Here is a 24,896-nt window from a genome sequence, read left to right as displayed (position 1 = left end):
GCCACCATGGAAACCCTCATTACTGACTTGAATACTGACCAGAGCACCGACGCGCGATTGAAGTCCCTCCTGGCTGAACTGACCCTCGAAGAGAAGGTCCGGCTGTTGACCGGCCGCGACTTCTGGACCACCTGGCCGCTGGAAAAAATTGGCCTGCGCCGGATGCTCTTCTCTGATGGACCTACCGGTGTCCGGGGCGAGGTGTGGGATGAGCGGGAACCGTCCATGAACTTCCCCTCCGCCGCGGCGATCAGCTCCTCCTGGGACCCCGCAATCGCCGACCGGCTCGGCGCCGCGTCCGCCGTCGAGGCCCGGCGCAAGGGCGTGGACGTCGTCCTTGGCCCTACCATCAACCTGCACCGGTCCCCGTTGGGCGGCCGGCACTTCGAGGCCTTCAGCGAGGACCCGGTCCTGACGGCCGAGCTTGCCGCGGCGTACGTGACCGGGGTCCAGCGCAACGGCGTGGGCGCCACTCCGAAGCACTACATCGCCAACGACTCCGAAACCGACCGCTTCACCGTGGACGTCAAGGTTGCGGACCGGCCCCTGCGCGAGCTCTACCTGCTCGCGTTCGAGAAGGCCATTGTCGAATCCAAGGCGTGGCTGGTGATGAGCGCGTACAACTCGATCAACGGCACTACCGCCACCGAAAACGAGCTGCTGGAAACCCCGTTGAACAGTGAATGGGGCTTCGACGGCGTGGTGATCAGCGACTGGACCGCCGTGCGGAGCGTGGAGAGCGCCAGCGCGTCCCAGGACCTGGCCATGCCGGGCCCGGACGGCCCCTGGGGTGAAGCCCTGGTGGTGGCCGTAAAATCCGGCCAGGTCGCCGAAGCCGCGATCGACCGCAAGGTGTTCCGGATCCTGCAGTTGGCCGCCCGCGTCGGCGCACTCGAAGGCTTCGAGGCCGTGGCGGCCGAACCGGTGGACCGTGAGGACCCCATTGCGTTCGCCCGCGAGGCCTCCGCCGCCGGCACGGTCATGGTGAAGAACGACGGCGTGCTGCCGCTGGCTCCCGCCGCCGCCAGGACTGTCGCTGTGATCGGGCACAACGCCCGGTACGCCCGCACCCAGGGCGGCGGCTCCGCCACGGTCGTGCCCGAAAAGATCGTCACCCCGCTGGACGGGATCCGCGAAGTGTTCGGTGCGGACAATGTCAGCTACAGCGTGGGCGCCGTGGTCCAGGAAGGCATCGCCGAACTCCCGCTGGAACAGCTCACCAACCCCACCACCGGAACCCCCGGCGTGCGGGTCCGGTTCCTGGACTCTAACGGGAACGAACTCTTCGCCGAGGACCGCCGCTCCACCGCCCTGGTCTGGTTCGGCGGCGACGCCCCGATCTCGGCGTCCTCCCTGGTCCAGTTCCACACCATCTACACCCCCGATGAGACCGGCCCCGTCAGGCTCGGCTTCTCCACCGTGGGCCACGGCCGGATCTTTGTCGACGGAGTCCTGGCCCGCGAGGCCACCATCGAAGCGACTGGAACCGATCTCGGCGCCGCGTTCCTGGCACCGCCGTCCGCGTCCGTCGAAGTGCAGGCCACCGCCGGCGTCCCGCTGGAGGTCCGGATCGAACTGGACACCCATGACCGGGAGGGTGCCCTGTCCAACGCCCTTGCCATCACCATCGGCGTGGAAGCTGACGACGCCGACTCGGACTCCCTGATCCGGGATGCTGTGGAGGCTGCCCGCGCAGCCGATGTCGCCGTCGTGGTGGTCGGCACCAACTCCCGGGTGGAATCCGAAGGCTACGACCGGACCTCCCTGGAACTGCCAGGCCTGCAGGACCGGCTCGTGCACGCCGTCGCTGCGGCAAACCCCCGCACCATCGTGGTCGTGAACTCCGGCTCCCCGGTCCTGCTGCCTTGGCGCAACGAGGTGGCCGCGATCCTGATCGGCTACTTCGGCGGCCAGGAATTCGGCCACGCCCTCACCGACATCCTCACCGGCGCCACCGAACCCGGCGGGCGGCTCCCCACCACCTGGCCCGGCACCCAGGAAGACGTGCCCGTCATCAACGTCACCCCCGCACCCGACGGGACCCTGACCTACGACGAAGGCATCCACATCGGCTACCGCGCCTGGCTCAAAGCCGGCACGGAACCGGCCTACGAATTCGGCTACGGCCTCGGTTACACCACCTGGACCCTCGACGGTGTGGACGCCCCCGTTACAGCGGCCCCCGGCGCCGTCGTCCCCCTCACCGTCACCTTGGCAAACACCGGCACCCGGCTAGGCAAAAACGTCGTCCAGATCTACGCCGAAAAGCCAGGCTCCGCCGTCGACCGCCCCATCCGCTGGCTCGTTGCCTCCATCCCCGTGTGGGCCGGACCCGGCGAAACCGCCACCGCCATCCTGAACGTCCCCACCCGGCTCCTGGCCTACTGGGACAACGGCTGGACCTACGAGCCCGGCGACTACACGCTCCGCATTGGCACGTCAGTCACCGAACTGCCGCTGGAAACCGTGCTCACCCTGACCGGTGTCTCCGAGGAGGGGGCAGCATGAACCTGCCCAACCCGCTGATCCCCGGTTTCAACCCGGACCCCAGCATCGTCAAGGTGGGGAGCGACTATTACCTGGCCACTTCCACGTTCGAGTACCTGCCCGGCATCCCCGTCTACCACAGCACCGACCTGGTCAATTGGGCACGGATCGGACACGTTGTGGATCGCGAAGGGCAGCTGGATTCCCGCGACGTTCCCACCCTCGGCGGTGCCTGGGCGCCCACCATCCGCTTCCACAACGGCCTGTTCTACGTTGCCGTCACGGACGCCATGGCCCGCGGCACCCTGGTGTTCACGGCAAAGGATCCGGCGGGGCCCTGGAGCGATGGCCTCGCGATCGAAGGAGCCATCGGCATCGACCAGGATCTCGCCTGGGACGACGACGGCATGGCCTACATGACCTACTCCGGGCTGGACACTGTCACTGGAAACATGGGTGAGCACGGCGGCATCCTCCAGGTCCGCGTTGATCTAGAAGCCGGCAAGGCACTTGAGGAGCCCCGCAGTGTCTGGTCCGGCACAGGCCTGATGTTCCCGGAGGCGCCGCACCTGTACAAGCGCGGCGACTACTGGTACCTCATGATCGCCGAGGGCGGCACGGAGCGCGGGCACAGCGTCAGCATCGCCCGCGGAACCTCCCCGGCCGGTCCGTTCGAGTCCAACCCGGCCAACCCCATCCTGAGTGCCCGCAGCACAGACCGCCCCATCCAGAACACCGGCCACGGCGACCTGGTGGAGACGCCCGACGGCGGCTGGGCCATGGTCCTCCTGGGCATGCGTCCCAAGGGCATGACCCGCGCCTTCTCCGCGCTGGGCCGCGAAACGTTCATCACCCCGGTCACCTGGGTAGATGACTGGCCCGTCGCGGAGCCGGTCATTCTGAACCCCCGCGAAGGCGGCGCCTTTGAGGATGACTTCGCGGACGCGGAGCTCGACGGCGGCTGGATCGCCGTCCGGCGCTTCCCCGGCGCGTTTGCCTCAACAGAGAAAGTCCCGGGACGCCTCACGCTGACCAGCGACGGCACGAAACTGGATGATGCCCGTCCCGCGTTCCTGGGCCGCCGCCAGCAGTACCAGGTGGAGACCATCGCAGCACTCGTGGACGTGGAAGGCGCCAGCGCCAGCGAAAGCGGCTCCGGCGGCCTGGCCGTCCGCTACGACGAGGCCCACCACTACTCCATTGAAACGGACGGAACCACTCTTACGGCCCGGGCCAGGATTTCGTCGATTGAACAGACGTGGACCCACCCGGCGCCCGCCGGACCGGTGGAACTGCGGATCGAGACCCGCGAACCAAACCCGGACAATGCCATCGGCAGCCTGAGCTCAGACACCATCGCGCTCCAGGCAGTCGTCGACGGCCAACCAGTTACCCTGGCTGAACTCGACGGCCGGTATCTCTCGGCTGAGACCGCCGCGTCCTTCACCGGACGGGTGGCGGGCGTCTTTGCCAGCGCCGGCACGGTGGCGTTCGACTGGTTCCGCAGCGAAGGCCGCGAACCCCGGTAGAAACCGGCTAGGCCCCGCATCGCAGCTCTGATCACCTCCCACCTCCGCCTGAAAGGCCTTCTGTGACAAACACGACCCTGACACCGCAGTCAGCCACCCGCGAGCAGACCGTCGTGAGCCGGTTATCGGCGGAGTACCGGACAGACACCCCGTTCGTGGCCGAGCCGCGGCCCCGGCTCAGCTGGGTCACTGCCACTGGGAGCACAGACTGGCTGCAAGTTGCAGCCGAAGTCAGGGTGAGGCGGGACGGGAAGTCGGAGTCCGTGCTGCTCGAAGGTCCCGAGTCCGTGCTGGTGGATTGGCCTTTCGCGGACATCACCGCGGGCGGGCAGGTGGAGGTGGACGTCCGGGTCACCGGAAACGACGGCGGCACCACGGACTGGAGCGCGCCGCTGACCTTGGTGGGCGGTTTTGTGGACGGTCCCTGGCAGGCCGTGGCCATCGGCCTCCCGACACCGGCCGGCGAAAATCATCCCCTGGGCCAGCCCGGCCAAGTGCGACACGTGTTCATGGTGCGGGAAGGGCTGGCCAAAGCCACGCTGTTCGCTACCGCGCACGGCGTCTACCAGGCAGAAATCAACGGGACGGAAGTGGATGACCAAGTCCTCAAACCGGGCTGGACGGCTTACGCGGACCGGCTTAATCACGAAACCACCGACGTCACGGCGCTCCTGGCTCCGGGTGCCAACGCCATCGGAGTCTGGCTCGCCGGCGGCTGGTTCACGGAAAAGTACGGCTTCCACGGCTTCGCCAAACCGTTCTATGGCGAGCAGCCGGCGGTCAAGGTGGAACTGCGCCTTGACTACACCGATGGCACGAAGGACATTGTGGCCAGCAGCCGGGACTGGCGGGCCCGCACTGGCGGCCCGCTGGTATCCAGTGGCATCTACGCCGGCGAAACCTTCGACGCCCGGCGCGCGGAGGCCGGCTGGTCCGAACCAGGTTTCGACGACGCCCACTGGCTCCCCGCCGCTGTCGACTCCGATCAGAACTGGGCGGAGGCCACCCCGGCCACGGCCCCGGCCGTGCGCCGCATCGAGGAACTTCCCGTTAGGGAAGTCCTGACCACTCCCTCCGGCGCCACCGTGCTGGACTTCGGCCAGAACCTTGTGGGGCGGTTGCGGATCCGGGTTTCCGGCGAGCCCGGCCACACCATCACCCTTCGGCACGCCGAGGTCCTTGAAGATGGCGAACTGTCACTGCGCCCACTGCGCCAGGCCGCGGCCACCGACACGTATACCCTCGCGGGCCCCGGTGTTGCGGAACACGGCCTCGGGGGAGGTGGCGAGGAGGAATGGGAACCGCGCTTCACCTTCCACGGCTTCCGCTATGCGCAGGTGGACAACTGGCCCGGCGAGCTGGACCCGGCGGCGATCACCGCCGTCGTGATCCATAACGACATGCGCCGCACCGGCTGGTTCGACTGCTCAGACCCATTGCTGAACCGGCTGCACGAAAACGCCCTCTGGGGGATGCGCGGCAATTTCCTGGCGCTGCCCACTGACTGCCCGCAGCGGGACGAACGGCTGGGATGGACCGGCGACATCCAGGTATTCAGCCCCACCGCCAGCTATCTGTATGACTCGCTGGGTTTTCTCGGCTCCTGGCTGCAGGACCTCGCCCTCGAGCAGGGCCACCGCGACGGCGTGGTCCCCATTATCGTGCCGTCTGTCCTGGGCATGCTCGAATCACCTGTGGCCGCTTGGGGCGACGCCGCCACCGTGGTCCCGTGGGTGCTTTTCGAGCGCTTCGGTGACACTGGCCTGCTCCGCCGGCAGTTCGCCAGCATGCGGGACTGGGCCGACGCCCTCTTGAAGGTCCGGGACAGTTCGGGGCTGTGGCAGGGCCAGATGCAGCTGGGCGACTGGCTGGACCCCGCCGCTCCGCCGGACAAGCCCGGTGCCGCCCGCACGCACGGCGACATTGTGGCCAGCGCCTACCTGTTCCGGTCCCTGGACCTGGTGGCCCACGCGGCTGCCGTCCTGGGGAACGACGCCGACCACGGCAAGTACGCTGCGCTCGCCGAGGAGACGAGGCAGGCCTTCCTGGCCCAATACGTGACGCCGGCCGGCCGCATGGTCTCGGACGCCCAGACGGCCTATTCGTTGGCCCTGATGTTCGGCATCAGCACCGATCCGGCGCAGCGCCAGGCCCTTGGTGACCGGCTCGCCGAGCTCGCACGGTTGGGCGGCTACCGGATCGCCACCGGTTTTGTGGGTACGCCGCTGGTTGCAGACGCCCTGACTGTGACGGGCCACCTCGGTGCTGCCGAGCGGCTGCTCACGCAGACCGAATGCCCGTCCTGGCTCTACCCCGTCACGCAGGGTGCCACCACCATCTGGGAACGCTGGGATTCCATCCTGGAGGACGGCAGCGTCAACCCCGGCGAAATGACCTCGTTCAACCACTACGCGCTGGGCGCGATCGCAGACTGGATGCACCGCACCGTGGCTGGCCTGGCCCCGGCAGCGCCCGGATACCGGAAACTCCGCATCGCGCCGCGCCCGCTGAACAGCCTGACGCACGCTTCGACGTCGCACGAAACTCCTTACGGCCTGGCCCAGGTTGCGTGGAAGCGTGTGGGCGACCGGATCCTGGTGGAGGCCAAAGTGCCTCCTGGAACCACCGCGGAGGTCTCTCTGCCGGACGGCTCCGCAGGCTTCGTAGTGGGCTCGGGCCAGCACAGCTGGGATGTTCCCGACGCCGGACCGGCAGCAGAACGCGGTACGGCCTCGCTGCACTCCGCGCTTGCGGACATCATGGACGACCCCCAGGCGTATGCCGCCGTATGGCAGGCCATCGATGCCCATGATCCAGCCGCGGCCGCGGCCTTCCGCAAGGACACCGTCTGGTACCGGCAGACCACCTTGGACCAGGGCCTGATCTTCACCCAGCCCGGCGTCAAGCAGGACATCGCCGCCGCCCTCGCAGCCCTGGACGGACGCCGCTCCGAACGCACCCGTCACGACTCCTGAACTCCTGAATCACGAACCAAGAAGGCATCGATGAGCACTTTTACCGCTGAAAGCCCCCTGTACTTTGTGATGCGGCATGCCGAGGGTAACCGCATCCTCACCGAGCACGTCCCCACCCTGACCAACAACCCCCTGCTGCACACCCTGTACTTCCACGAGGTGGGACTGATCCTAGGAACCGAGGAAGCCCTGAAGGGAAAGCCTGGTCAGGTTGCAGAGATCCTCCGCCTCATCGGCGAACTCGAGCCGGAGGACACCGTGGCGCAGCGGGCCGCGGCAGCCGCCAGCGACGTCCCGGCCCCCGCCGCCGACTACGAACCGGAATCCGTTGAACGGGCCAGCGCGGCTGTTTCCCTGCCCACGGCGGCCGCAGCGCAGGACCGGCTCGAAATCACCTTCGCTGGGCCCTCGCACGGCAACCCGTTCACCGACGTCGAACTCCGTGCAGTCTTCACCGCCCCGTCCGGGAAGACGTTGGACGTGCCGGGCTTCTATGACGGAGACGGCAACTACAAGGTCAGGCTCCTGGTCCCGGAGGCGGGGGAATGGACCTTCGCCACCTCCAGCAACGCCCGCTCGCTCGACGGCATCAGCGGCTCGTTCAGCGCAGCGGAGGCTGCAGCGGGCGCCAAAGGCGTGGTTCGGGTGGCCAACACCTTCCACTTCGCGTACGACGACGGCACCCCCTACCTGCCGATTGGCACCACGGCCTACGCCTGGACCCACCAGGGCGACGCCCTGGAAAAGCAGACCCTGGACACGCTGGCCACAGGACCGTTCAACAAGATGCGGATGTGCGTGTTCCCCAAGTCCTACCTGTTCAACGAAAACGAACCGGACCTCTACCCGTTCGAGGGCTCCCTTGCCGGTGGTTTCGACTACGAGCGGCCCAACCCGGCGTTCTACCGCCACCTCGAACAGCGCATCAGCCAACTGGACGAACTTGGCATCGAGGCTGACCTCATCCTTTTCCACGCCTACGACCGCTGGGGCTTCTCCACCATGACCCCGGGCCAGGACGACCGCTACCTGAAGTACGTGGTGGCCCGGCTTGCTTCGCACCGCAACATCTGGTGGTCCCTGGCCAACGAATACGACCTGCTGTTCCGCAAGACCACCGAGGACTGGGAACGATTCGCCGGGATTGTCCAGGCCAACGACCCCAACGGCCACCTCCTCTCCATCCACAACTGCCACGCGTTCTACGACTACAGCCGGCCCTGGATCACGCACAGCAGCATCCAGCGCCAGGACGTGCACAAGACCGCGGAGTTCACGGGGGAGTGGCGCGACCGCTGGCAGAAGCCGGTGGTCATCGACGAGTGCGCTTACGAAGGCAACATCGACCAGGGCTGGGGCAACATCACCGGTGAGGAAATGACCCGGCGGTTTTGGGAAGGCGCCGTCCGCGGCGGCTACGTTGGCCACGGCGAAACATATATGCACGACCGGGACATCCTGTGGTGGGCCAAGGGCGGCGGGTTCCACGGCAGCAGCCCGGAACGCATTGCTTTCCTGCGCAGCATCCAGGAAGAGACACCCGGAGGTTTCCTTGATCCGCTGCCCAGCGCCTGGGACGTTCCCACCGCCGGCATCCGGTTCGAGTATGAGATCAGCTACTTCGGGTTCAACCAGCCCACGTACCGGAACTTCGTCATGCCAGCCGGGCGTCAGTACCAGGTGGACATCATCGACACCTGGAACATGACAGTGGAAACGCTGCCCGACGCAGTGGAAGGACGGTTCCAGGTGGAGCTTCCGGGCCGGCAGTTCATGGCTGTTCGTATCCGCGCCGTTTCCTGACATTTCCGGGAACCGCGGCAGGCCCTCAGCGGCTGGATGGCTGCGGTTCCCGGACGGGGTGTTCCCGCGGCGCCGCGCTAGAATGGATCGATCATGACCGGTGCCCAGCCCCGTTATCTTGCGTGGCTCGTCGTCCTGGCGACCCTCCTCACGGCCTGCGTGCCCGCGGTCGGCATTGACGAGGCCCTCACCGGTTCACCGATCCCGGCGTCCACGGCCCCGCCAGCCGCGAGCGACGCCACCCTCTCGCCCCAGCAGGCCGCGGCCCCCACGGCAACATCCGTTCCCACCCCATCATCGGTTCCCTCCGCACCATCGGTGCCCAGTCCGGCGTCGGTACCAATGCCGGCCCCGGTGCCCCAGGTGTTTGCCCTCAACCTCTACCAGGAGGGGGACTTCGTGCCGCAGTACACCTTCGACTGGTGTGTTGCGGCGAGCATCCAGATGGCGCACAACCTCATCGACGACACCGGTGGCGGCACGTGGACCGACCGCGCCCAGCAGAATGACCTGTGGGAGATGGCCCGGGCGCGGTCGTCCAACTCGTTCAACGGCGCCAATCCCTTCGGTTGGGCGAAGGTGCTGACCGAGGTGGGAATGGGGCCCTACGAGGTGGTCAGCATCGCCGGCTACGAGGACGCGCTGCAGGCCGCGGCACGCGCCATCGCCGCCACGGGCCGGCCGGTGGGGCTGGTCATGTGGAGTGGCCGCCATGCGTGGGTGATGAGTGGCTTCGAGTCGCTCGGCGATCCCGGCCAGTTCCCGGAATTCTCCGTCACTGGCGTCCACGTCCTGGACCCGCTCTTCCCGCACGGCAGCGGGCAGTGGGGTCCGTCGCCCGCGCCGAACACCCTGATCACCCCCGAGCAGCTGGCCACGCAGTTCGTGGTCCGGGAGCCGCGACGCTGGAGCAGCGACCTGCCCGCGGGCTACCTGCTGGTGCTGCCAAAGTAGTCAGCTTGCTTATGAGTTTGGGTTTTCCTAGGCTGGATCATGTCAGGCAAACAACTCCAGGCGGATGACGCAGTGCTTCCATGTGCTCCCTCCGCCTCACCAGAGGAGGAAAAATGTCAGAACACAGCATCGCAGGCAAGAAAGTCGCATTCCTGCTGACGGACGGCGTGGAGCAGGTTGAACTCACCAGCCCGTGGCAGGCAGTCAAGGACGCCGGCGGCGAACCCACGCTGGTGGCTCCCAAGAGCGGCAAGCTGCAGGGTTATGAGGGCACAGAGAAGGGCGACACCTTCGATGTGGACCTGACGGTTGCGGATGCCAACGCCTCGGACTTTGACGCCCTGGTGATCCCGGGCGGAGTAGTGAACGCCGACCACCTCCGGGTGGACAAGGCCGCCCAGAATTTCACCCGGGCCTTCTTCGAACAGCACAAGCCGGTGGCCTCGATCTGCCACGGACCGTGGCTGCTGATCGACGCCGGCGTGGTCCGCGGCCGGAATGTCACCTCGTACCACACGCTCCAGACCGATTTGAAAAACGCGGGTGCCAACTGGAGCGATGACGAAGTGGTGGTGGACCAGGGGCTGGTGACCAGCCGGAGCCCGAAGGACCTTCCTGCCTTCAACAGCAAGCTGGTGGAGGAAATCTCCGAAGGCCAGCACGCGGGCCAGACGGCCTAAATAAAATTGTTCCCTCAGGGTTAAGAAAAATGCCCGGCGGAGGAATTAGTCCACCGGGTAGAGTGTTTGAATCTGCAGCGACGAAGCTCGCCTGCCATCAAACTCAAACTCCCTGAGGGAACACTTATGTCTACAAAAGTCTCTTCTGACGCCCACGGAGAGCCCGTGCAGGCCACTGAGGCGCAGCCGTCCGCACCGGCGAAGATGTCCCGCGAATCGGTGACCATCATCGCCACACTGCTGGTGGCAACATTCGTGGTGATCCTCAACGAAACCATCATGAACGTTGCCCTGCAGCGGCTGATGGTGGACCTTGGCGTGGACGCGCCCACCGTACAGTGGCTGTCTACCGGCTTTATGCTCACCATGGCCGTGGTCATCCCCACCACGGGATTCATCCTGCAGAGCCTGTCCACGCGTGCAGTCTTTATGCTGGCCATGGGCCTCTTCGCCGGCGGCACCGCGCTGGCCGCAGCGGCTCCCGGCTTCGAAGTACTGCTCCTGGCACGCATCGTCCAGGCCGGTGGCACGGCAATCATGCTTCCGCTGCTGATGACCACCATCCTTACCCTCGTCCCGCTCGCCAAGCGCGGTGCCGTGATGGGCAACGTCAGCATCGCCATCTCAGTGGCCCCGGCCATGGGCCCCACCGTTTCCGGGCTGATCCTGGAGCACTTCACCTGGCGCTTTATGTTTGTGTTCGTCCTCCCGGTGGCGCTCGCGGCGCTGGCAATCGGCGCCAAGTACCTGACCAACATCGGCGAAACAGAGAAGACCAAGCTCGACTTCCTCTCCGTGCTCCTGACCGTCCCGGCCTTCGGCGGACTGGTCTACGGCCTCAGCCAGATCGGCGGCGGCCACGGAGGTCAAGGCGGCCCGAGCCCGGTAGCTATTGGTGCCTTGGTAGTGGGCGTGGCCAGCCTGGCAGTGTTTGTGCTCCGTCAGCTTCGGTTGCAGAAGGCGGAGGCTCCGCTGCTGGACCTCCGCGCCTTCAACTTCCGGATGTTCACCGTCTCGGTGCTGCTGATGGTGGTGGCCATGATGGCGCTGTTTGGCGGCGTGATCCTGTTGCCGCTCTACCTGCAGGAGATCCGCGGCCTGGGATCGTTGGAGACGGGCCTTGCCCTGCTCCCGGGCGGACTGGCCATGGGCCTGCTGGGCCCGTTCATCGGCCGGCTCTTCGACAAGGTAGGCCCGCTGCCGCTGACAGTGACCGGTTCGGTTTTGATGGTGCTGTCCCTGTGGCAGTTCTCCATGCTCGACGCCGGCACAGCGGTGTGGTGGATCGTCAGCCTGCACGTGGTGCTGAGCTTTGGCCTGGCACTGCTGTTCACCCCGGCGTTCACCACCGGCCTGAACCCGCTGCCGCCGCACCTCTACTCGCACGGCTCGGCGATCATGAGCACGACGCAGCAGGTGGCCGGCGCCGCCGGCACGGCGCTGCTGGTGTCCATCTTCGCTGTGGTTTCCGCCGCCTCCGGTTTGGTTGCCGGGATGAGCGCAGCGTTCCTGACGGCGACTGTGATAGCCCTTGCCGCCGTCGTACTTTCAGCGATGATGCGCAAGACAGAAGGCGCCGGCCCCACCCACGGCGGCCACTAACCCAACTAAGTAGCAGCAGATGTCGTTTTGAGCCCTCAAAACGACATCTGCTGCTACTTACATGGGGTTAAACGGCCAAGGGGTTAGCCGGCGAAGAAGTCGCTGAGTTCGGTGATGAGCTTGTCCGGGGCGCGGAGGACGCCGTCATGGCCGGAACCTTGGAGGATGGTATAGCTCGAACCGGACAGGACGTCGTGGATCTGGCCGCACGCCACGCCAAAGTACGCCGGGCTCTTCTCACCCACCACGATCAGGGTTTCCAGTGGCAGTTCCAGGAACGGTTCGGCCGGCATGTCCGCGGCGATGATCGCCTTGATTTCCCGGACGCCGGTGCGCATCAGTTCGCGCATCTGCTTGCCTACATGCGTGCCGGCGGTGAGCTTGTTGGCGATGGTGAGCATGGACAACGGCATCCGGGAGAACGCGCCGCCGGTTTCCAGGCCCTTGCTCAGCACGGCAAGGGCGCGATCGTCGTCCCCGGCGGCCGTGGCGCGTTCGTATTCCGCTGTCCAGTCGGCTTTGACGCTGTGGTTCACGGACACGGCGGGATCGTAGACGGCCAGCCGTTCCACGGGAAGCGTGCGGGCCGCGTGCAGGGCCACGGCGCCGCCGAAGCTGTGGCCGAACACGTCGGTGCTGGATGTGTGCTTCATGACGGCGTCAAGGTCCCGGATGTCCGCGTCAAGGGTGTAGTCATCCGGCTGCGGCGACGAGGAACCGCGGCCTCGGCGGTTGAAGGTATGCACCGGGCGGCCCAAGGCTGCGCTGAGCTTCTGCGCAAACTTGGTGTAGTCGGCTGCAGTCACCATGGAGGCCGGCACCACCACCACGCCGGAGCCGGCGGACGCCAGTTCGGCACCCGTGGAGAAGAGCTCGAGTGTGCCGCCGTCGGGGGTCTTGATGTTCTCGCGCGTCATGTTCCGAGCCTAGCCGAGGTACCTGAGTGCTGGCAGCAGGAGTGCCTTTGGCGCCGGTAAAGATTTGGGCTGGAAATCAGCCCTTGAAGTACTCCGAGATGTCCGTCACAAGCTCCTCGACGGCGGCGGGGATGGAGCCATGGAAACCCTTGGGTGACAGCTCAAACGTGCTTCCGGGCACTGCGGCATGGAGCAGCTCGGCCGTGGCTTTGTAATAGGCGGGGCTTTTTCCGCCAGCCATGAAATGCGTGTTGGAGGGCAGGACGCCGAAGTCCTTGGCGTGGTCCGGCTCGTTGTACGCGGCCCGCAGCTCACCGACGCCGCTGGGCATCACCTGGCGGAACAGCCTGTTCACCTTGGTCCGGGACATCAGGGCCATCAACCCAGCGAGAACAGGCTCGGGGATCTTGGCCAGCGCACTGCCGGGATTGGTGGCCTTCTTCATGTGAGCAAGGGCGTGACCCACGCGGCCGTTGTTAACGGCGTCCTCGAACCCGTCCAGCCAGTCGGTGTCGATGCTGCCGTCGATGTTCACCGCCGCGTCGTACACGGCCAGCTTGTCCGGCACATAAGCTGTGCCGGTAAATTCCTGGACCGCGTTCAACGCGACGGAGCCGCCCAGGCTATGCCCCAGGATGTTGCGCGCGCGGGTGGCGTCAAGGATTGTGCGGAGGTCTGCGATTTCGGTGGCCATGGAGTAGTCCGCCGGCTGTTCGCTGGACTTGCCGCGGCCCCGGCGGTCGTACACATCCACCGCCCAGCCGTCGCCCAGGCCCTCAGCCAGCGCTTCCGAAAAAGGGCGATAGATCAGGGCAGTGAGGAAGGCTCCGCCGATCAGCACCACCCGGCGCTCTCCCGGAGCGTCCTCGGTGCCGTAGCTGTACAACGCCAGCCGGCCGCCGTCGTGCGTTGGCACTACCTGTTCTTTCACCCTCCCCATCCTAGGGCGGCGTCCCTTGGAGTTTTTTGTCCACCGAACGTGGCCGGCGGCGGTCTGAACGTGCATTATCTGGACAAAAACCCGGTGGCCGGAACTCCCGGTAAACTTGGGGATTGTGACTTCCCAAAACACCCCCAAGAATGCCCCAGAGCCGCTCGACGCCAGCGAACAGATGCGCATCCGCATGGAAAAGCGCGCCAAGCTGATCGAGCGCGGAACCGAGGCATACCCGGTGGGTGTTGAACGGACGCATTCCCTCACCGAGATCCGCGAAAAGTACGCGCACCTCGAAGCCGATGACACCACCGGCGACGTTGTGGGCGTCACCGGCCGCGTGGTTTTTGTGCGCAACACCGGAAAGCTCTGCTTCGCCACGCTGCAAGAAGGCGGCGTTGACGGCAAGGGCACCCGCCTCCAGGCCATGCTTAGCCTGGCCAATGTGGGCGAGGAAGCGCTCGCTGACTGGAAAGCCCTGGTGGACCTGGGCGACCACGTGTTCATCAAGGGCGAGGTGATCTCCTCACGCCGCGGCGAGCTGTCCGTCATGGCCGAGTCCTGGTCCATGGCGTCCAAGGCGCTCCGGCCGCTGCCGGTCCTGCACGCGGAACTGAACGAGGAAACCCGCGTCCGCCAGCGCTACGTGGACCTGATGGTCCGCGACGAAGCCCGGGAAATGGTCTACACCCGCGCCGCCATCACCCGCTCCATCCGCGAAAGCCTCCACCGCCACAACTACGTGGAGGTGGAAACCCCCATCCTGCAGCTGGTCCACGGCGGCGCCCTGGCACGTCCATTCGAGACGCACATGAACGCGTTCGACCAGAAGATGACGCTCCGGATCGCCACCGAGCTCTACCTCAAGCGCGCCGTGGTGGGCGGCATCGACCGCGTGTACGACATGGGCCGTGTCTTCCGCAACGAGGGTGTGGACTCCACCCACAGCCCCGAATTCACCACGCTCGAGTGCTACGAGGCCTGGGCTGACCAGTTCGTCATGGCGCAGCGCATCAAGGAGATCATCCTCGACGCCGCAGACGCCGTGGGCGCCGGCCGCACCCTCCAGACCGAGGCCGGGGAAATCAACCTCGACGGCGACTGGGCCTGGGTCTCTGTCTACCCCGGGCTGTCCGACGCCGTTGGCCAGGAAGTCACCCCGGACACTTCGCTTGAGGTGCTGCGCGACATTGCGCAAAAGCATGAGGTGAAGGTAGACCCGAAGTGGGACGCCGAGAAGCTGGCCGTGGAGCTGTTTGGTGAAATCGTGGAGCCCACGCTCCTCAACCCGACCTTTGTGTACGACTACCCGCCGTCCGCGCAGCCGCTGGCCCGTCCGCACCGTGAGGACGGCCGCCTGATCGAGGCTTGGGACCTCATCATCGGCGGCATGGAACGCGGCACGGCCTTCTCTGAACTGATCGACCCCGTCATCCAGCGCGAGCGGCTCACCGAACAGTCCCGGCACGCTGCTGCGGGCGACGTCGAGGCCATGCAGTTGGACGAGGACTTCCTCAGGGCGCTCGAATACGGTGCGCCTCCCATGGGCGGCATCGGGCTGGGCATCGACCGACTGGTCATGCTGTTCACTGGTGCCGGTATCCGAGAAACCATTCTTTTCCCGCTCCTGAAGCCCGAGGGTCACTGACCGTGGAATACGTCGCCGTGCTTCTGCCCTCGCTTGTGGTGGGCTTGCTTTTCTGGTTTGCCATGAAGTCGATTTTCAATGCCGACAAAGCCGAGCGGCAGGCCGAGGCTAAAGCCCAGGCGGAGGCGGAAAGCCGTGCGTCGGGGCCATTGGACGCGCCTGATACCGACGCGAATAAATAAAACGACAGAACTTTCTGGGAATATCCCCAGGAACCATTTCACGCTTTGACGCGTTGCCATAATGAGGGTCATACTTTTATCAGGAACATCCTGCTTTTCTGAAAACCCGAACCTTTCCAAGAGGAAGACTATTAATGGCACAGAAAGTAAACATCATCCTCGTAGATGATCTGGATGGGGGATCCGCGGACGAGAATGTCCGTTTTGGCCTCGATGGGGTCAGCTACGAAATTGATCTGTCCTCGGCCAACGCGGCCGAGCTCCGTTCGTCCCTGGAGCGGTTTATTGCCGCAGGGCGCAAGACATCCGCCGGCCGTGCCACCCGCACGAAGGCAGTTTCTGGCGCCCGAAGCAATGACTCCGCCCAAATCCGGCAGTGGGCACGGGACAACGGCTACACGGTTAACAGCCGGGGTCGAATTCAGGCTGAAATCCAAGAAGCCTACCAAAAGGCAAATTCCTAGGACCTTGCCTCCTGGCGGCGTAATAGGCCCTGTCTTCACCCTTGGGTGGAGGCAGGGTTTTTTGTGCCAAATGACTATTAGCAAGCCCGCTTCAGCCGAGTGGAAACAGTTGGATGGAAAAGACGCCGACTTCACTTCAGGTCAATCGCGAAGGGCATTTCCGGCGAACGATCCGGCGCGCCCCAGCGGACCTCCGGAAGTGGCAGTGGGCCGGACGGCCGGGCGCTGTCATGTCCTGGCGGAAGCACCTGCGGGATATTCCCGCGCCGGCCCCGGTTTCCCCTGTGGCGAACACGCTCCACAAGTCTGGGTCGGCCACGTAGCATCAAAGTACGTCGTAGCTAGGAGTGTGGCGAAATGTTTGAGCGATTTACGGACCGTGCCCGTCGCGTAGTTGTGCTTGCCCAAGAAGAGGCACGCATGCTGAACCACAATTACATTGGTACCGAACACATCCTCTTGGGTCTGATCCATGAAGGTGAGGGCGTTGCCGCCAAGGCTCTTGAGTCCTTGAGCATTTCGCTCGACGGCGTGCGCGAGCAGGTGCAGGAGATTATCGGGCAGGGCCAGCAGGCCCCATCCGGCCACATCCCCTTCACCCCCCGCGCCAAGAAGGTGCTGGAACTCTCCCTGCGGGAGGCTTTGCAGCTGGGCCACAATTACATCGGCACGGAGCACATCCTGCTGGGACTCATCCGTGAGGGTGAGGGCGTGGCAGCCCAGGTGCTGGTGAAGCTCGGCGCAGACCTCAACCGGGTCCGCCAGCAGGTCATCCAGCTCCTCTCCGGCTACCAGGGCAAGGAAACCACCGGCGCCGGCGTTGGCGCGGGCCAGCCCGAAGGCACGCCGGCCGGTTCGGTGGTCCTGGACCAGTTCGGCCGCAACCTGACCCAGGCTGCCCGCGAGAACAAGCTGGACCCGGTCATCGGACGTGAATCCGAAATGGAACGCGTGATGCAGGTCCTTTCGCGCCGTACCAAGAACAACCCCGTTCTCATCGGCGAGCCCGGTGTTGGCAAGACCGCCGTCGTCGAAGGCCTTGCCCAGGCGATCGTCCGCGGCGACGTCCCGGAGACCATCAAGGACAAGCAGCTGTACACCCTGGACCTCGGGTCCCTGGTGGCAGGCTCCCGGTACCGCGGCGACTTCGAAGAGCGCCTGAAGAAGGTGCTCAAGGAAATCCGCACCCGCGGCGACATCATCCTTTTCATCGATGAGATCCACACCCTCGTGGGTGCCGGTGCCGCCGAAGGTGCCATCGATGCTGCGTCCATCCTCAAGCCCATGCTGGCCCGCGGTGAACTGCAGACCATTGGCGCCACCACGCTGGACGAGTACCGCAAGCACATCGAGAAGGACGCCGCCCTGGAGCGCCGCTTCCAGCCGATCCAGGTCAAGGAGCCCTCAGTTGCGCACGCAATCGAGATCCTCAAGGGCCTGCGTGACCGCTACGAGGCGCACCACCGCGTGACCATCACCGACGGCGCCCTGGCCTCCGCTGCCAGCCTCGCTGAACGCTACATCTCGGACCGCTTCCTGCCGGACAAGGCCATTGACCTGATCGACGAGGCCGGCGCCCGGCTGCGCATCCGGCGGATGACTGCCCCGCCGGAGCTGAAGGCCATGGACGAGCGGATTGCCAAGCTCAAGATGGAGAAGGAGTCCGCGATCGACGCGCAGGACTTCGAAGGTGCTGCTGCGCTCCGCGACAAGGAGCAGAAGCTTATTACGGAGCGCTCTGAGAAGGAACGCCACTGGAAGTCCGGCGGTATGGATGACATTTCCGAGGTGGATGAGGATCTCATTGCCGAGGTGTTGGCCAACTCCACGGGCATTCCGGTCTTCAAGCTGACCGAGGAAGAGTCCTCGCGCCTGCTGAAGATGGAAGAGGAACTGCACAAGCGCGTTGTGGGCCAGAACGAGGCCATCCGGTCCCTGTCCCAGGCGATCCGCCGCACACGTGCAGGCCTGAAGGACCCCAAGCGTCCGGGCGGCTCCTTCATCTTCGCCGGCCCTACGGGCGTCGGCAAGACCGAACTGGCCAAGGCTCTCGCCGAGTTCCTGTTCGGTGAAGAGGACGCCCTTATCACGCTGGACATGTCCGAGTACTCCGAGAAGCACACGGTTTCGCGCCTTTTCGGTGCACCTCCGGGCTACGTGGGCTACGAGGAAGGTGGCCAGCTGACCGAGAAGGTTCGCCGCCGTCCATTCTCCGTGGTCCTGTTCGACGAAGTGGAAAAGGCCCACGCGGACCTCTTCAACTCCCTCCTGCAAATCTTGGAAGACGGCCGCCTGACCGACTCCCAGGGCCGTGTAGTGGACTTCAAGAACACCGTGATCATCATGACCACAAACCTCGGAACGCGGGATATTTCGAAGAGCGTTGCCACCGGCTTCCAGTCGGGCACGGACACGCAGACCGGTTACAACCGGATGCGGGCCCGCGTCACGGAGGAGCTCAAGCAGCACTTCCGTCCCGAGTTCCTGAACCGTGTTGACGACGTCGTGGTCTTCCCGCAGCTGACCCAGGACGAGATCATCGAGATCGTGGACATGTTCGTGGCACGCTTGGAGAAGCGCCTCAAGGACAAGGACATGGGCATCGAGCTCACGCCGGCCGCCAAGGTGCTCCTCGCCACCCGTGGTTACGATCCAGCCATGGGTGCCCGGCCGCTGCGCCGTACCATCCAGCGCGAGATCGAGGACCAGCTCTCCGAGAAGATCCTGTTCGGCGAAATTCACGCCGGCGACATCGTGGTAGTGGATGTGGACGGCGAAGGAGACGACGCCAAGTTCACCTTCGCTGGCAACGCCAAGCCGCGCATCCCGGAAATCGCTCCAAGCGCCTAGCAACAAGCCAAGGCCCCGCCCGCTCCCTAAAAGGAGCAGGCGGGGCCTTTCGCTTTCCCTCTCCATCTACTCAGGGGGCCGCTGGCTTGAGTGAGCGACATCGAGCTGCGGCGTCGTGTGTCGACCATTGGGGTTTGTGATGCGGGGCACAGTCGGGTTGAATCGGGGCATGGAAACTGAAAACCCGGCGATCCCGGGCGAGCAACCTGAAACCCCATTCCACGACCTCGACCATTACCTGGCCATTCCGCGCGTCAGCGGTTTGTCCCTGAGCCCGGACGGCCGGAGGCTGGTCACCACCGTTTCCACGCTCAACGGCAAGGGCACCGAATTCGCTACGGCCCTGTGGGAGCTGGATCCCTCCGGGGAGAGGCATGCCCGGCGCATCACCCGCAGCGCCAAGGGCGAGGCCGGGGCCGCCTTCGCGGCCAACGGCGACGTCTACTTCACCTCCGCGCGCCCGGACCCGGACAGCCCCGACGCAGATCCCGTCAACGCACTGTGGCTTTTGCCGGCCGACGGCGGGGAAGCCCGCGTGGTTCTCTCGCGCCCCGGCGGGGTTGGTTCTGTCATGGCCGCACAGAACGCGGACGCCACCTTTGTCACGGCAGAGATCCTGGCCGGGTCAACGGACGAGGAGAACGACGCCGACCGGCGCAAATCCCGCAAGGACAACAAGGTCGCGGCCATCCTTCACAGCGAATACCCGGTCCGATACTGGGACGCCGACCTGGGGCCGGGGCAGCCGCGGATTTTCGCCGTGGAACCGGGCGAGGACAAGGAACCTGGCAGGCCGTCCACCGTTGATGCGACGGCGCCGCTGCAGCTCCGAAACCTGACCCCGGGCGCCGGTCCGCGGCTCCGCGAGGCCGAGACTGTGGTCAGTCCGGATGGCCGGACCATCTACACGAGCTACACCCGGCCGCTGGCCAAGGCGGACAGCCGCTCGGTCCTGGTCGCCGTGGACGTGGCCACCGCAAGCCAGAAGGTACTCCTGGACCAGGCGGGCATGAGCTACTTCCCCGGCCCGGTCAGCCCCGACGGGAACACACTGGTGGTGGTCAGCGAAAGCGACACCACCCCGCACGAGGCCCCACAGGTCAAGTTGCATCTGCTGGACGTTTCAGGCAACGCCCACGAGTCAAACGGCCACAACGCCGGCCTGACCCCGCTGGTCCCCGACTGGGACCGCTGGGCAAAACCGGCAGCGTGGCTCCCCGACGGTTCCGCCCTCCTGGTCACCGCGGACGACGACGGCGCGTCGCCGGTTTTCCGGATTAGCGTTCCGGCGTCTGCCGCGGAAGTGAGCGTCACCCGGGTGACGCAGGATGCGGCGGCGTACACCGACGTCGTGGTTTCTCCCGGCGGGCGCACCGCTTATGCCTTGCGAAGCTCCTATGAGTTCCCACCGGAGGCCGTACGGATCAACCTGGAAACGGGGGAGACTGCCAGGCTGCCAGCCCCGGCAGAACGGCCAAAGCGCGCCGGCCGGCTGGAGCGGCTGGCTGCCACAGCATGGGACGGTACGCGAGTGCCGGCGTACCTGGCGCTGCCCGACGGCGCGTCGGCTGAGTCGCCTGCGCCCATGCTGCTGTGGATTCACGGCGGGCCGCTGGGGTCCTGGAACGCCTGGACGTGGCGGTGGAACCCCTGGCTGCTCACAGCGAAGGGGTACGCGGTTCTGCTGCCCGATCCGGCCTTATCCACGGGCTATGGGCAGGCGCACATTCAGCGGGGCTGGGGCGAGTGGGGCAAGGCGCCGTTCACGGACCTGATGGCTGTCACCGACACTGCCGTGCAGCGCCCGGACATCGATGAAAGCCGCACCGCGGCCATGGGCGGGTCCTTCGGCGGCTACATGGCCAACTGGGTGGCAGGCCAGACGGATCGGTTCAAGGCGATCGTCACGCACGCGAGCCTGTGGGCCCTGGACCAGTTCGGCCCCACCACGGATGCCTCGCAATACTGGCTCAAGGAAATGACCGCGGAGATGGCGCTGGAGAATTCGCCGCACCTCCATGTCGAAAAAATCAGCACCCCCATGCTGGTGATCCATGGCGACAAGGACTACCGTGTGCCCATCGGCGAGGGCCTGCGGCTCTGGTATGAACTCCTCTCCAAGTCCAGGCTGGCCGCAGACGAGGACGGCCAGACCCCGCACCGTTTCCTCTACTTCCCGGACGAGAACCACTGGATCCTGCAGCCGCAGCATGCCAAGGTCTGGTACGGCGTCGTGGAGAGCTTCCTCGCCAAGAACGTGCTGGGCAAGGACGTTCCGGTGCCTGCGGAGCTTGGTCTCTAGCCTCCGGTTCTGGTTACCTCCGGCTCTGGTTACCTCCGGCTCGGAAGCTGGGACATTTCCCGCTTGCTGCTCCTTCGTCGCTCTGACGCAAGCTACAGAAATGTCCCAGCCTCCTTCACCTCGTGCCGAACGTCACGGCGCTGTCCCGCGGACCGTACACGCGCCTCGTAGGATTGAGCCTGTGACTGACTCCTTTTATATCCGTCCTGCCCGCACCGGCGATGTGGCCGCCATCAAGAGGCTGGTGGCGCCGCTGGCGGAGCAGCGGATCCTCATGGCCAAGGAGACGGTGGCCTACTACGAGAGCCTGCAGGAGTTCCGGATCGCAGAATCGGACGACGGCGACGTCATCGGCTGCGGCGCTCTGCACGTGATGTGGGAAGACCTGGCCGAGGTGCGCACTCTTGCCGCGTCCGATGCCTGGCGCGGCAAGGGTGTGGGCCACGTGTTGGTGGAGAGCCTCCTGGAGGAGGCCCGCGCGCTCGGTGTTGTCCGCGTTTTCTGCCTCACCTTCGAGGTGGACTTCTTCAAGCGCCACGGTTTCGAAGTGATGGAGGACCAGTCCGCGGTGGACCCTGTGGTCTACTCCGAACTACTCCGCTCCCATGACGAAGGTGTGGCCGAGTTCCTTGATCTGGCGCGGGTAAAGCCCAACACTTTGGGCAACACGCGGATGATCAAGTTCCTCTGACACTCGGCTGGCCAGGGCCGGAAATTATGGATGATTTTTGAAGTCTTTTCGTTGATCGATTCGATGGATAAACTAGGTGAACTTGCTGGGGAGCAAACCCCGACTATCGAAAGCACCTCATGCACATCCTCTCCTCCCACACGGAAAAAACCGAGCTTCAGCTTCTGGTCCGCGGGCTCGTATATGCCCCGGGCGACGCCCACTATGACGCGGAAGTCGCAGCCTTTAACCTCGCCACCCGCCACACTCCGGACTTGGTGCTGAGTGCGGTCAACGCCGACGACGTCGTTGCCGCAGTCAGGTGGGCCGCCGCCCGCGACATGTCCATCTCGGTCCAGTCCACTGGCCACGGCGCCGCGAATGCCATCACCGGCGGCCTGCTGATCAGCACCCGGCTCATGCTGGAACTATCCATAGATCCCGAAGAGCAGACCGCCCGGGTGGGCGCCGGCGTGCGCTGGCGGGACGTCCTCAGGGCTGCGGCCCCCTATGGGCTGATGGGCCTGCACGGCTCCACCACCGACGTCGGCGTTGTTGGCTATACCCTCGGTGGCGGCATTCCGCTGCTGGGACGGAAGTACGGCTTCGCGTCGGACCACGTGCTTGCGTTCGACCTTGTCACCCCCGACGGCGTGCTGCGCAGGGTGGACGCCCACAGCGATCCGCGGCTGTTCGGGCTGCTTCGTGGCGGCAAGGGCAACTTCGGCATCGTCACGGCGATGGAGTTTTCGCTGTTCCCGGCCGGCGAGCTGTTCGCAGGCGGCATCTTCTACGAGGGTAGCCACGCCCGTGAAGTGCTCGCGGCCTTCCGTCACTGGAGCGGGTCGCTGCCGGCGGAGGCCTCCGCGTCGCTGGCCTTCCTGCGGCTGCCGGACATGGAGGAAGTACCGGGCTTCCTGCGTGGCAAGTTTGTGATGCACCTGCGGTTTGCCTGGCAGGGCACTGCGGAGGAAGGAGCGCGGCTGCTCGCTCCGATGCGCGTGGCCGCTCCCGTCCTGGTAGACGGCGTCGGTCCCCTTCCCTACTTACGGGTGGATGAGATCCACGCCGATCCGGAGCATCCGGTGCCCGTCCACGAAGGTGGAATGCTACTTAGGGAACTCAGCGACGGTCTGGCGGAAGCATTGCTTCAGCTGGCCGGGCCGGACAGCACCGCTCCGCTCCTGCTGGCGGAGATCCGGCTGATGGGCGGCGCGCTGGCCGTTCCACTCAACGGAGCCGATCCCGACGGCGACTGCGTGGGCGGGCGCGATGCCGCACTCTCGTTCTTCGCGGTGGGGATCATGGCACCGCAGATTGCCCACCTGGTTCCGGCCGCCATCACCGCCGCACGTTTGGCGCTTGAGCCGTTCGGAACGGGAGGCACCGCCGTCAACCTCCACGGACACCTCGCTGCGCCCGAGTTGGCGGCCAGCGCTTGGCCGGAGGCTGCCCGGGTCCGGCTTCGCGAAGCGAAGGCGGAGCTGGATCCGAAGAACCTCTTCCGTCATGGCCACGCCATCCTGCCCGCGGCAAGGGTAGTCCACACCGCGGTGGCCTGACTCGTTGAGCCGCCAGCCCCGCCGTCCGTTCGGATGGCGGGGCTGCGTCATACCAGGACTTTTCCTTGCTTTAGTCGAATTGATGGATAAACTATGGATGGCCTGTGTTTGGGGGCACGTGCGCAAAGGGACAGTCATTGGGGGCTGTCCCTTTCGTCGTTTCCGGCCACGCGCGGCCAACGCGGGCAACCCGGGGGCAAGGCTAGCGGCAGAGGCTGACGGGCAGAGGCTAGCAGGCAGACGCTGGCCGCAAGGGCGGGAACTACCGGAGTGCGGGTGGCGGTAGTAGGGTCAAAGTGACATCCTCCAGGAAGACTGACCGCCCGGGAGCCCCGTGAAAAAACTCATCAACGATCCCCGCGCTTTTGTGGACGAGTCAGTGGACGGCTTCGGCATGGCCCATGCGGACCTTGTCACCGTCAGTGCAGAGCCCCGGTTCATTATCCGCAAGGACGCGCCGGTGGCCGGCAAAGTGGGGCTGGTGTCCGGCGGCGGAAGCGGCCACGAACCGCTTCACGCCGGCTTTGTGGGGCGGGGAATGCTCGACGCCGCCGTGCCTGGGGCGGTGTTCACCTCTCCGACGCCGGACCAGATCCTTCCGGCGACCCAGGCAGCGGACTCAGGTGCCGGCGTCGTCCATATCGTGAAGAACTACACCGGTGACTTGCTGAACTTCGAAATGGCCGCCGAATTGGCCGAGGCCGAAGGGGTGCAGGTCCGAACGGTCCTGGTCAATGATGACGTTGCCGTGGAGGACTCGCTGTATACGGCTGGGCGGCGGGGTGTGGGCGGAACGGTGCTCGTGGAGAAAATCGCCGGTGCCGCTGCTGAGCGGGGCGACAACCTGGACGCCGTGGCCGCCATCGGTGACCGCGTAAACAGCAACGTCCGCACTATGGGCGTAGCTCTGGCTGCATGCACGGTGCCGCATGCAGGCTCACCCAGTTTCGATCTCGGTGAGAACCAGATCGAGATCGGCATCGGGATCCACGGCGAACCCGGCCGGCACAAAATCCCCTTGGAAAGCGCGGACGCCATTACTGACAGGCTGCTGGAACCGGTGCTCAGCGACCTCGGCATCGCCGCTGGCGACAAAGTGCTCTTGTTCGTCAACGGAATGGGCGGGACGCCGCTGAGCGAGCTCTACATTGTGTTCCGGCGCGCCGCCCGGGTGATCGCGAACAAAGGCGCCACCGTGGAACGCTCGCTGGTGGGGAACTACGTCACCGCCCTGGACATGCAGGGCTGCTCCATTTCCGTCCTACGGCTCGACGATGAGTTGACCGGACTGTGGGACGCCCCGGTCCACACGGCCGCCTTGCGCTGGGGAGTGTAGC

The 24,896-nt window shown here is 65.6% G+C and carries 17 protein-coding genes; 15 read left to right on the top strand and 2 right to left on the bottom strand.

Annotated features, from left to right (window positions below; genetic code table 11):
- Window positions 1-6: 6 nt before the first annotated feature.
- From ACFC25_RS06065 to ACFC25_RS06035, 7 genes are all read left to right on the top strand, one after another.
- Window positions 7-2,508, top strand: a complete 2,502-nt coding sequence (locus ACFC25_RS06065) for a beta-glucosidase (RefSeq protein WP_376044472.1) — start codon at window positions 7-9, stop codon at window positions 2,506-2,508.
- A complete protein-coding gene (locus ACFC25_RS06060; protein ID WP_376044471.1) occupies window positions 2,505-4,016 on the top strand; it encodes a family 43 glycosylhydrolase in 1,512 nt (503 codons plus the stop codon). The genes ACFC25_RS06065 and ACFC25_RS06060 overlap by 4 nt, the downstream gene beginning before the upstream one ends.
- A 62-nt stretch (window positions 4,017-4,078) precedes the next feature.
- A complete protein-coding gene (locus tag ACFC25_RS06055) occupies window positions 4,079-6,991 on the top strand; it encodes a family 78 glycoside hydrolase catalytic domain (protein WP_376044470.1) in 2,913 nt (970 codons plus the stop codon).
- A 30-nt stretch (window positions 6,992-7,021) separates the two neighbouring features.
- Window positions 7,022-8,794, top strand: a complete 1,773-nt coding sequence (locus ACFC25_RS06050; protein WP_376044469.1) for a DUF5605 domain-containing protein — start codon at window positions 7,022-7,024, stop codon at window positions 8,792-8,794.
- A gap of 93 nt (window positions 8,795-8,887) precedes the next feature.
- Window positions 8,888-9,748 carry a hypothetical protein gene (locus ACFC25_RS06045; protein ID WP_376044468.1) on the top strand — a complete coding sequence of 287 codons (861 nt, stop codon included), beginning with the start codon at window positions 8,888-8,890 and terminating at the stop codon, window positions 9,746-9,748.
- 113 nt (window positions 9,749-9,861) lie between these two features.
- Window positions 9,862-10,428, top strand: a complete 567-nt coding sequence (locus ACFC25_RS06040) for a type 1 glutamine amidotransferase domain-containing protein (RefSeq protein WP_376044467.1) — start codon at window positions 9,862-9,864, stop codon at window positions 10,426-10,428.
- 126 nt (window positions 10,429-10,554) lie between these two features.
- Window positions 10,555-12,030, top strand: a complete 1,476-nt coding sequence (locus ACFC25_RS06035) for a DHA2 family efflux MFS transporter permease subunit (protein WP_376044466.1) — start codon at window positions 10,555-10,557, stop codon at window positions 12,028-12,030.
- An 83-nt stretch (window positions 12,031-12,113) separates the two neighbouring features.
- Here ACFC25_RS06035 and ACFC25_RS06030 read toward each other — a convergent pair whose 3' ends face one another.
- Window positions 12,114-12,947 (bottom strand): alpha/beta hydrolase, encoded by an 834-nt coding sequence (locus ACFC25_RS06030; protein ID WP_337345462.1) that lies wholly within the window; start codon window positions 12,945-12,947, stop codon window positions 12,114-12,116.
- 76 nt (window positions 12,948-13,023) lie between these two features.
- Window positions 13,024-13,887: an alpha/beta hydrolase gene (locus ACFC25_RS06025; protein WP_376044465.1), complete on the bottom strand. Its 864-nt coding sequence runs from the start codon at window positions 13,885-13,887 to the stop codon at window positions 13,024-13,026.
- 115 nt (window positions 13,888-14,002) lie between these two features.
- On the opposite strand from ACFC25_RS06025, the gene lysS reads away from it, so the two are divergent.
- The 8 genes from lysS (at window position 14,003) to dhaK (ending at window position 24,895) form a co-directional block, all read left to right on the top strand.
- Entirely contained in the window at window positions 14,003-15,529 is a 1,527-nt protein-coding gene (gene lysS / locus ACFC25_RS06020; RefSeq protein WP_337345464.1) for a lysine--tRNA ligase, read from the top strand.
- A gap of 2 nt (window positions 15,530-15,531) precedes the next feature.
- Entirely contained in the window at window positions 15,532-15,711 is a 180-nt protein-coding gene (locus tag ACFC25_RS06015) for a hypothetical protein (RefSeq protein ID WP_337345465.1), read from the top strand.
- A gap of 134 nt (window positions 15,712-15,845) precedes the next feature.
- A complete protein-coding gene (locus ACFC25_RS06010) occupies window positions 15,846-16,175 on the top strand; it encodes an Lsr2 family protein (protein ID WP_337345466.1) in 330 nt (109 codons plus the stop codon).
- A 357-nt stretch (window positions 16,176-16,532) separates the two neighbouring features.
- Window positions 16,533-19,025, top strand: coding sequence for an ATP-dependent Clp protease ATP-binding subunit (locus ACFC25_RS06005; RefSeq protein WP_337345467.1), 2,493 nt, complete (start codon window positions 16,533-16,535; stop codon window positions 19,023-19,025).
- 169 nt (window positions 19,026-19,194) lie between these two features.
- On the top strand, window positions 19,195-21,327 hold the full coding sequence (locus tag ACFC25_RS06000) for a prolyl oligopeptidase family serine peptidase (RefSeq protein WP_376044464.1): 2,133 nt from the start codon (window positions 19,195-19,197) through the stop codon (window positions 21,325-21,327).
- Between the two features lie 181 nt (window positions 21,328-21,508).
- Complete coding sequence (locus ACFC25_RS05995) at window positions 21,509-22,018, top strand: amino-acid N-acetyltransferase (RefSeq protein ID WP_376044463.1); 510 nt, start codon at window positions 21,509-21,511, stop codon at window positions 22,016-22,018.
- A gap of 119 nt (window positions 22,019-22,137) precedes the next feature.
- On the top strand, window positions 22,138-23,559 hold the full coding sequence (locus ACFC25_RS05990) for an FAD-binding oxidoreductase (protein WP_376044462.1): 1,422 nt from the start codon (window positions 22,138-22,140) through the stop codon (window positions 23,557-23,559).
- Window positions 23,560-23,893: 334 nt separating this feature from the next.
- The gene (gene dhaK / locus ACFC25_RS05985; RefSeq protein ID WP_376044461.1) at window positions 23,894-24,895 is read left to right on the top strand and encodes a dihydroxyacetone kinase subunit DhaK; all 1,002 of its coding nucleotides are present in this window, start codon (window positions 23,894-23,896) and stop codon (window positions 24,893-24,895) included.
- Window position 24,896 lies beyond the last annotated feature (1 nt).

It is taken from the genome of Pseudarthrobacter sp. NPDC055928 (assembly GCF_042270935.1).
Taxonomy (GTDB): Bacteria; Actinomycetota; Actinomycetes; order Actinomycetales; family Micrococcaceae; genus Arthrobacter.
The sequence above is the reverse complement of the archived record's forward strand: the minus strand, read 5'-3'. Positions and strand labels throughout refer to the sequence as shown.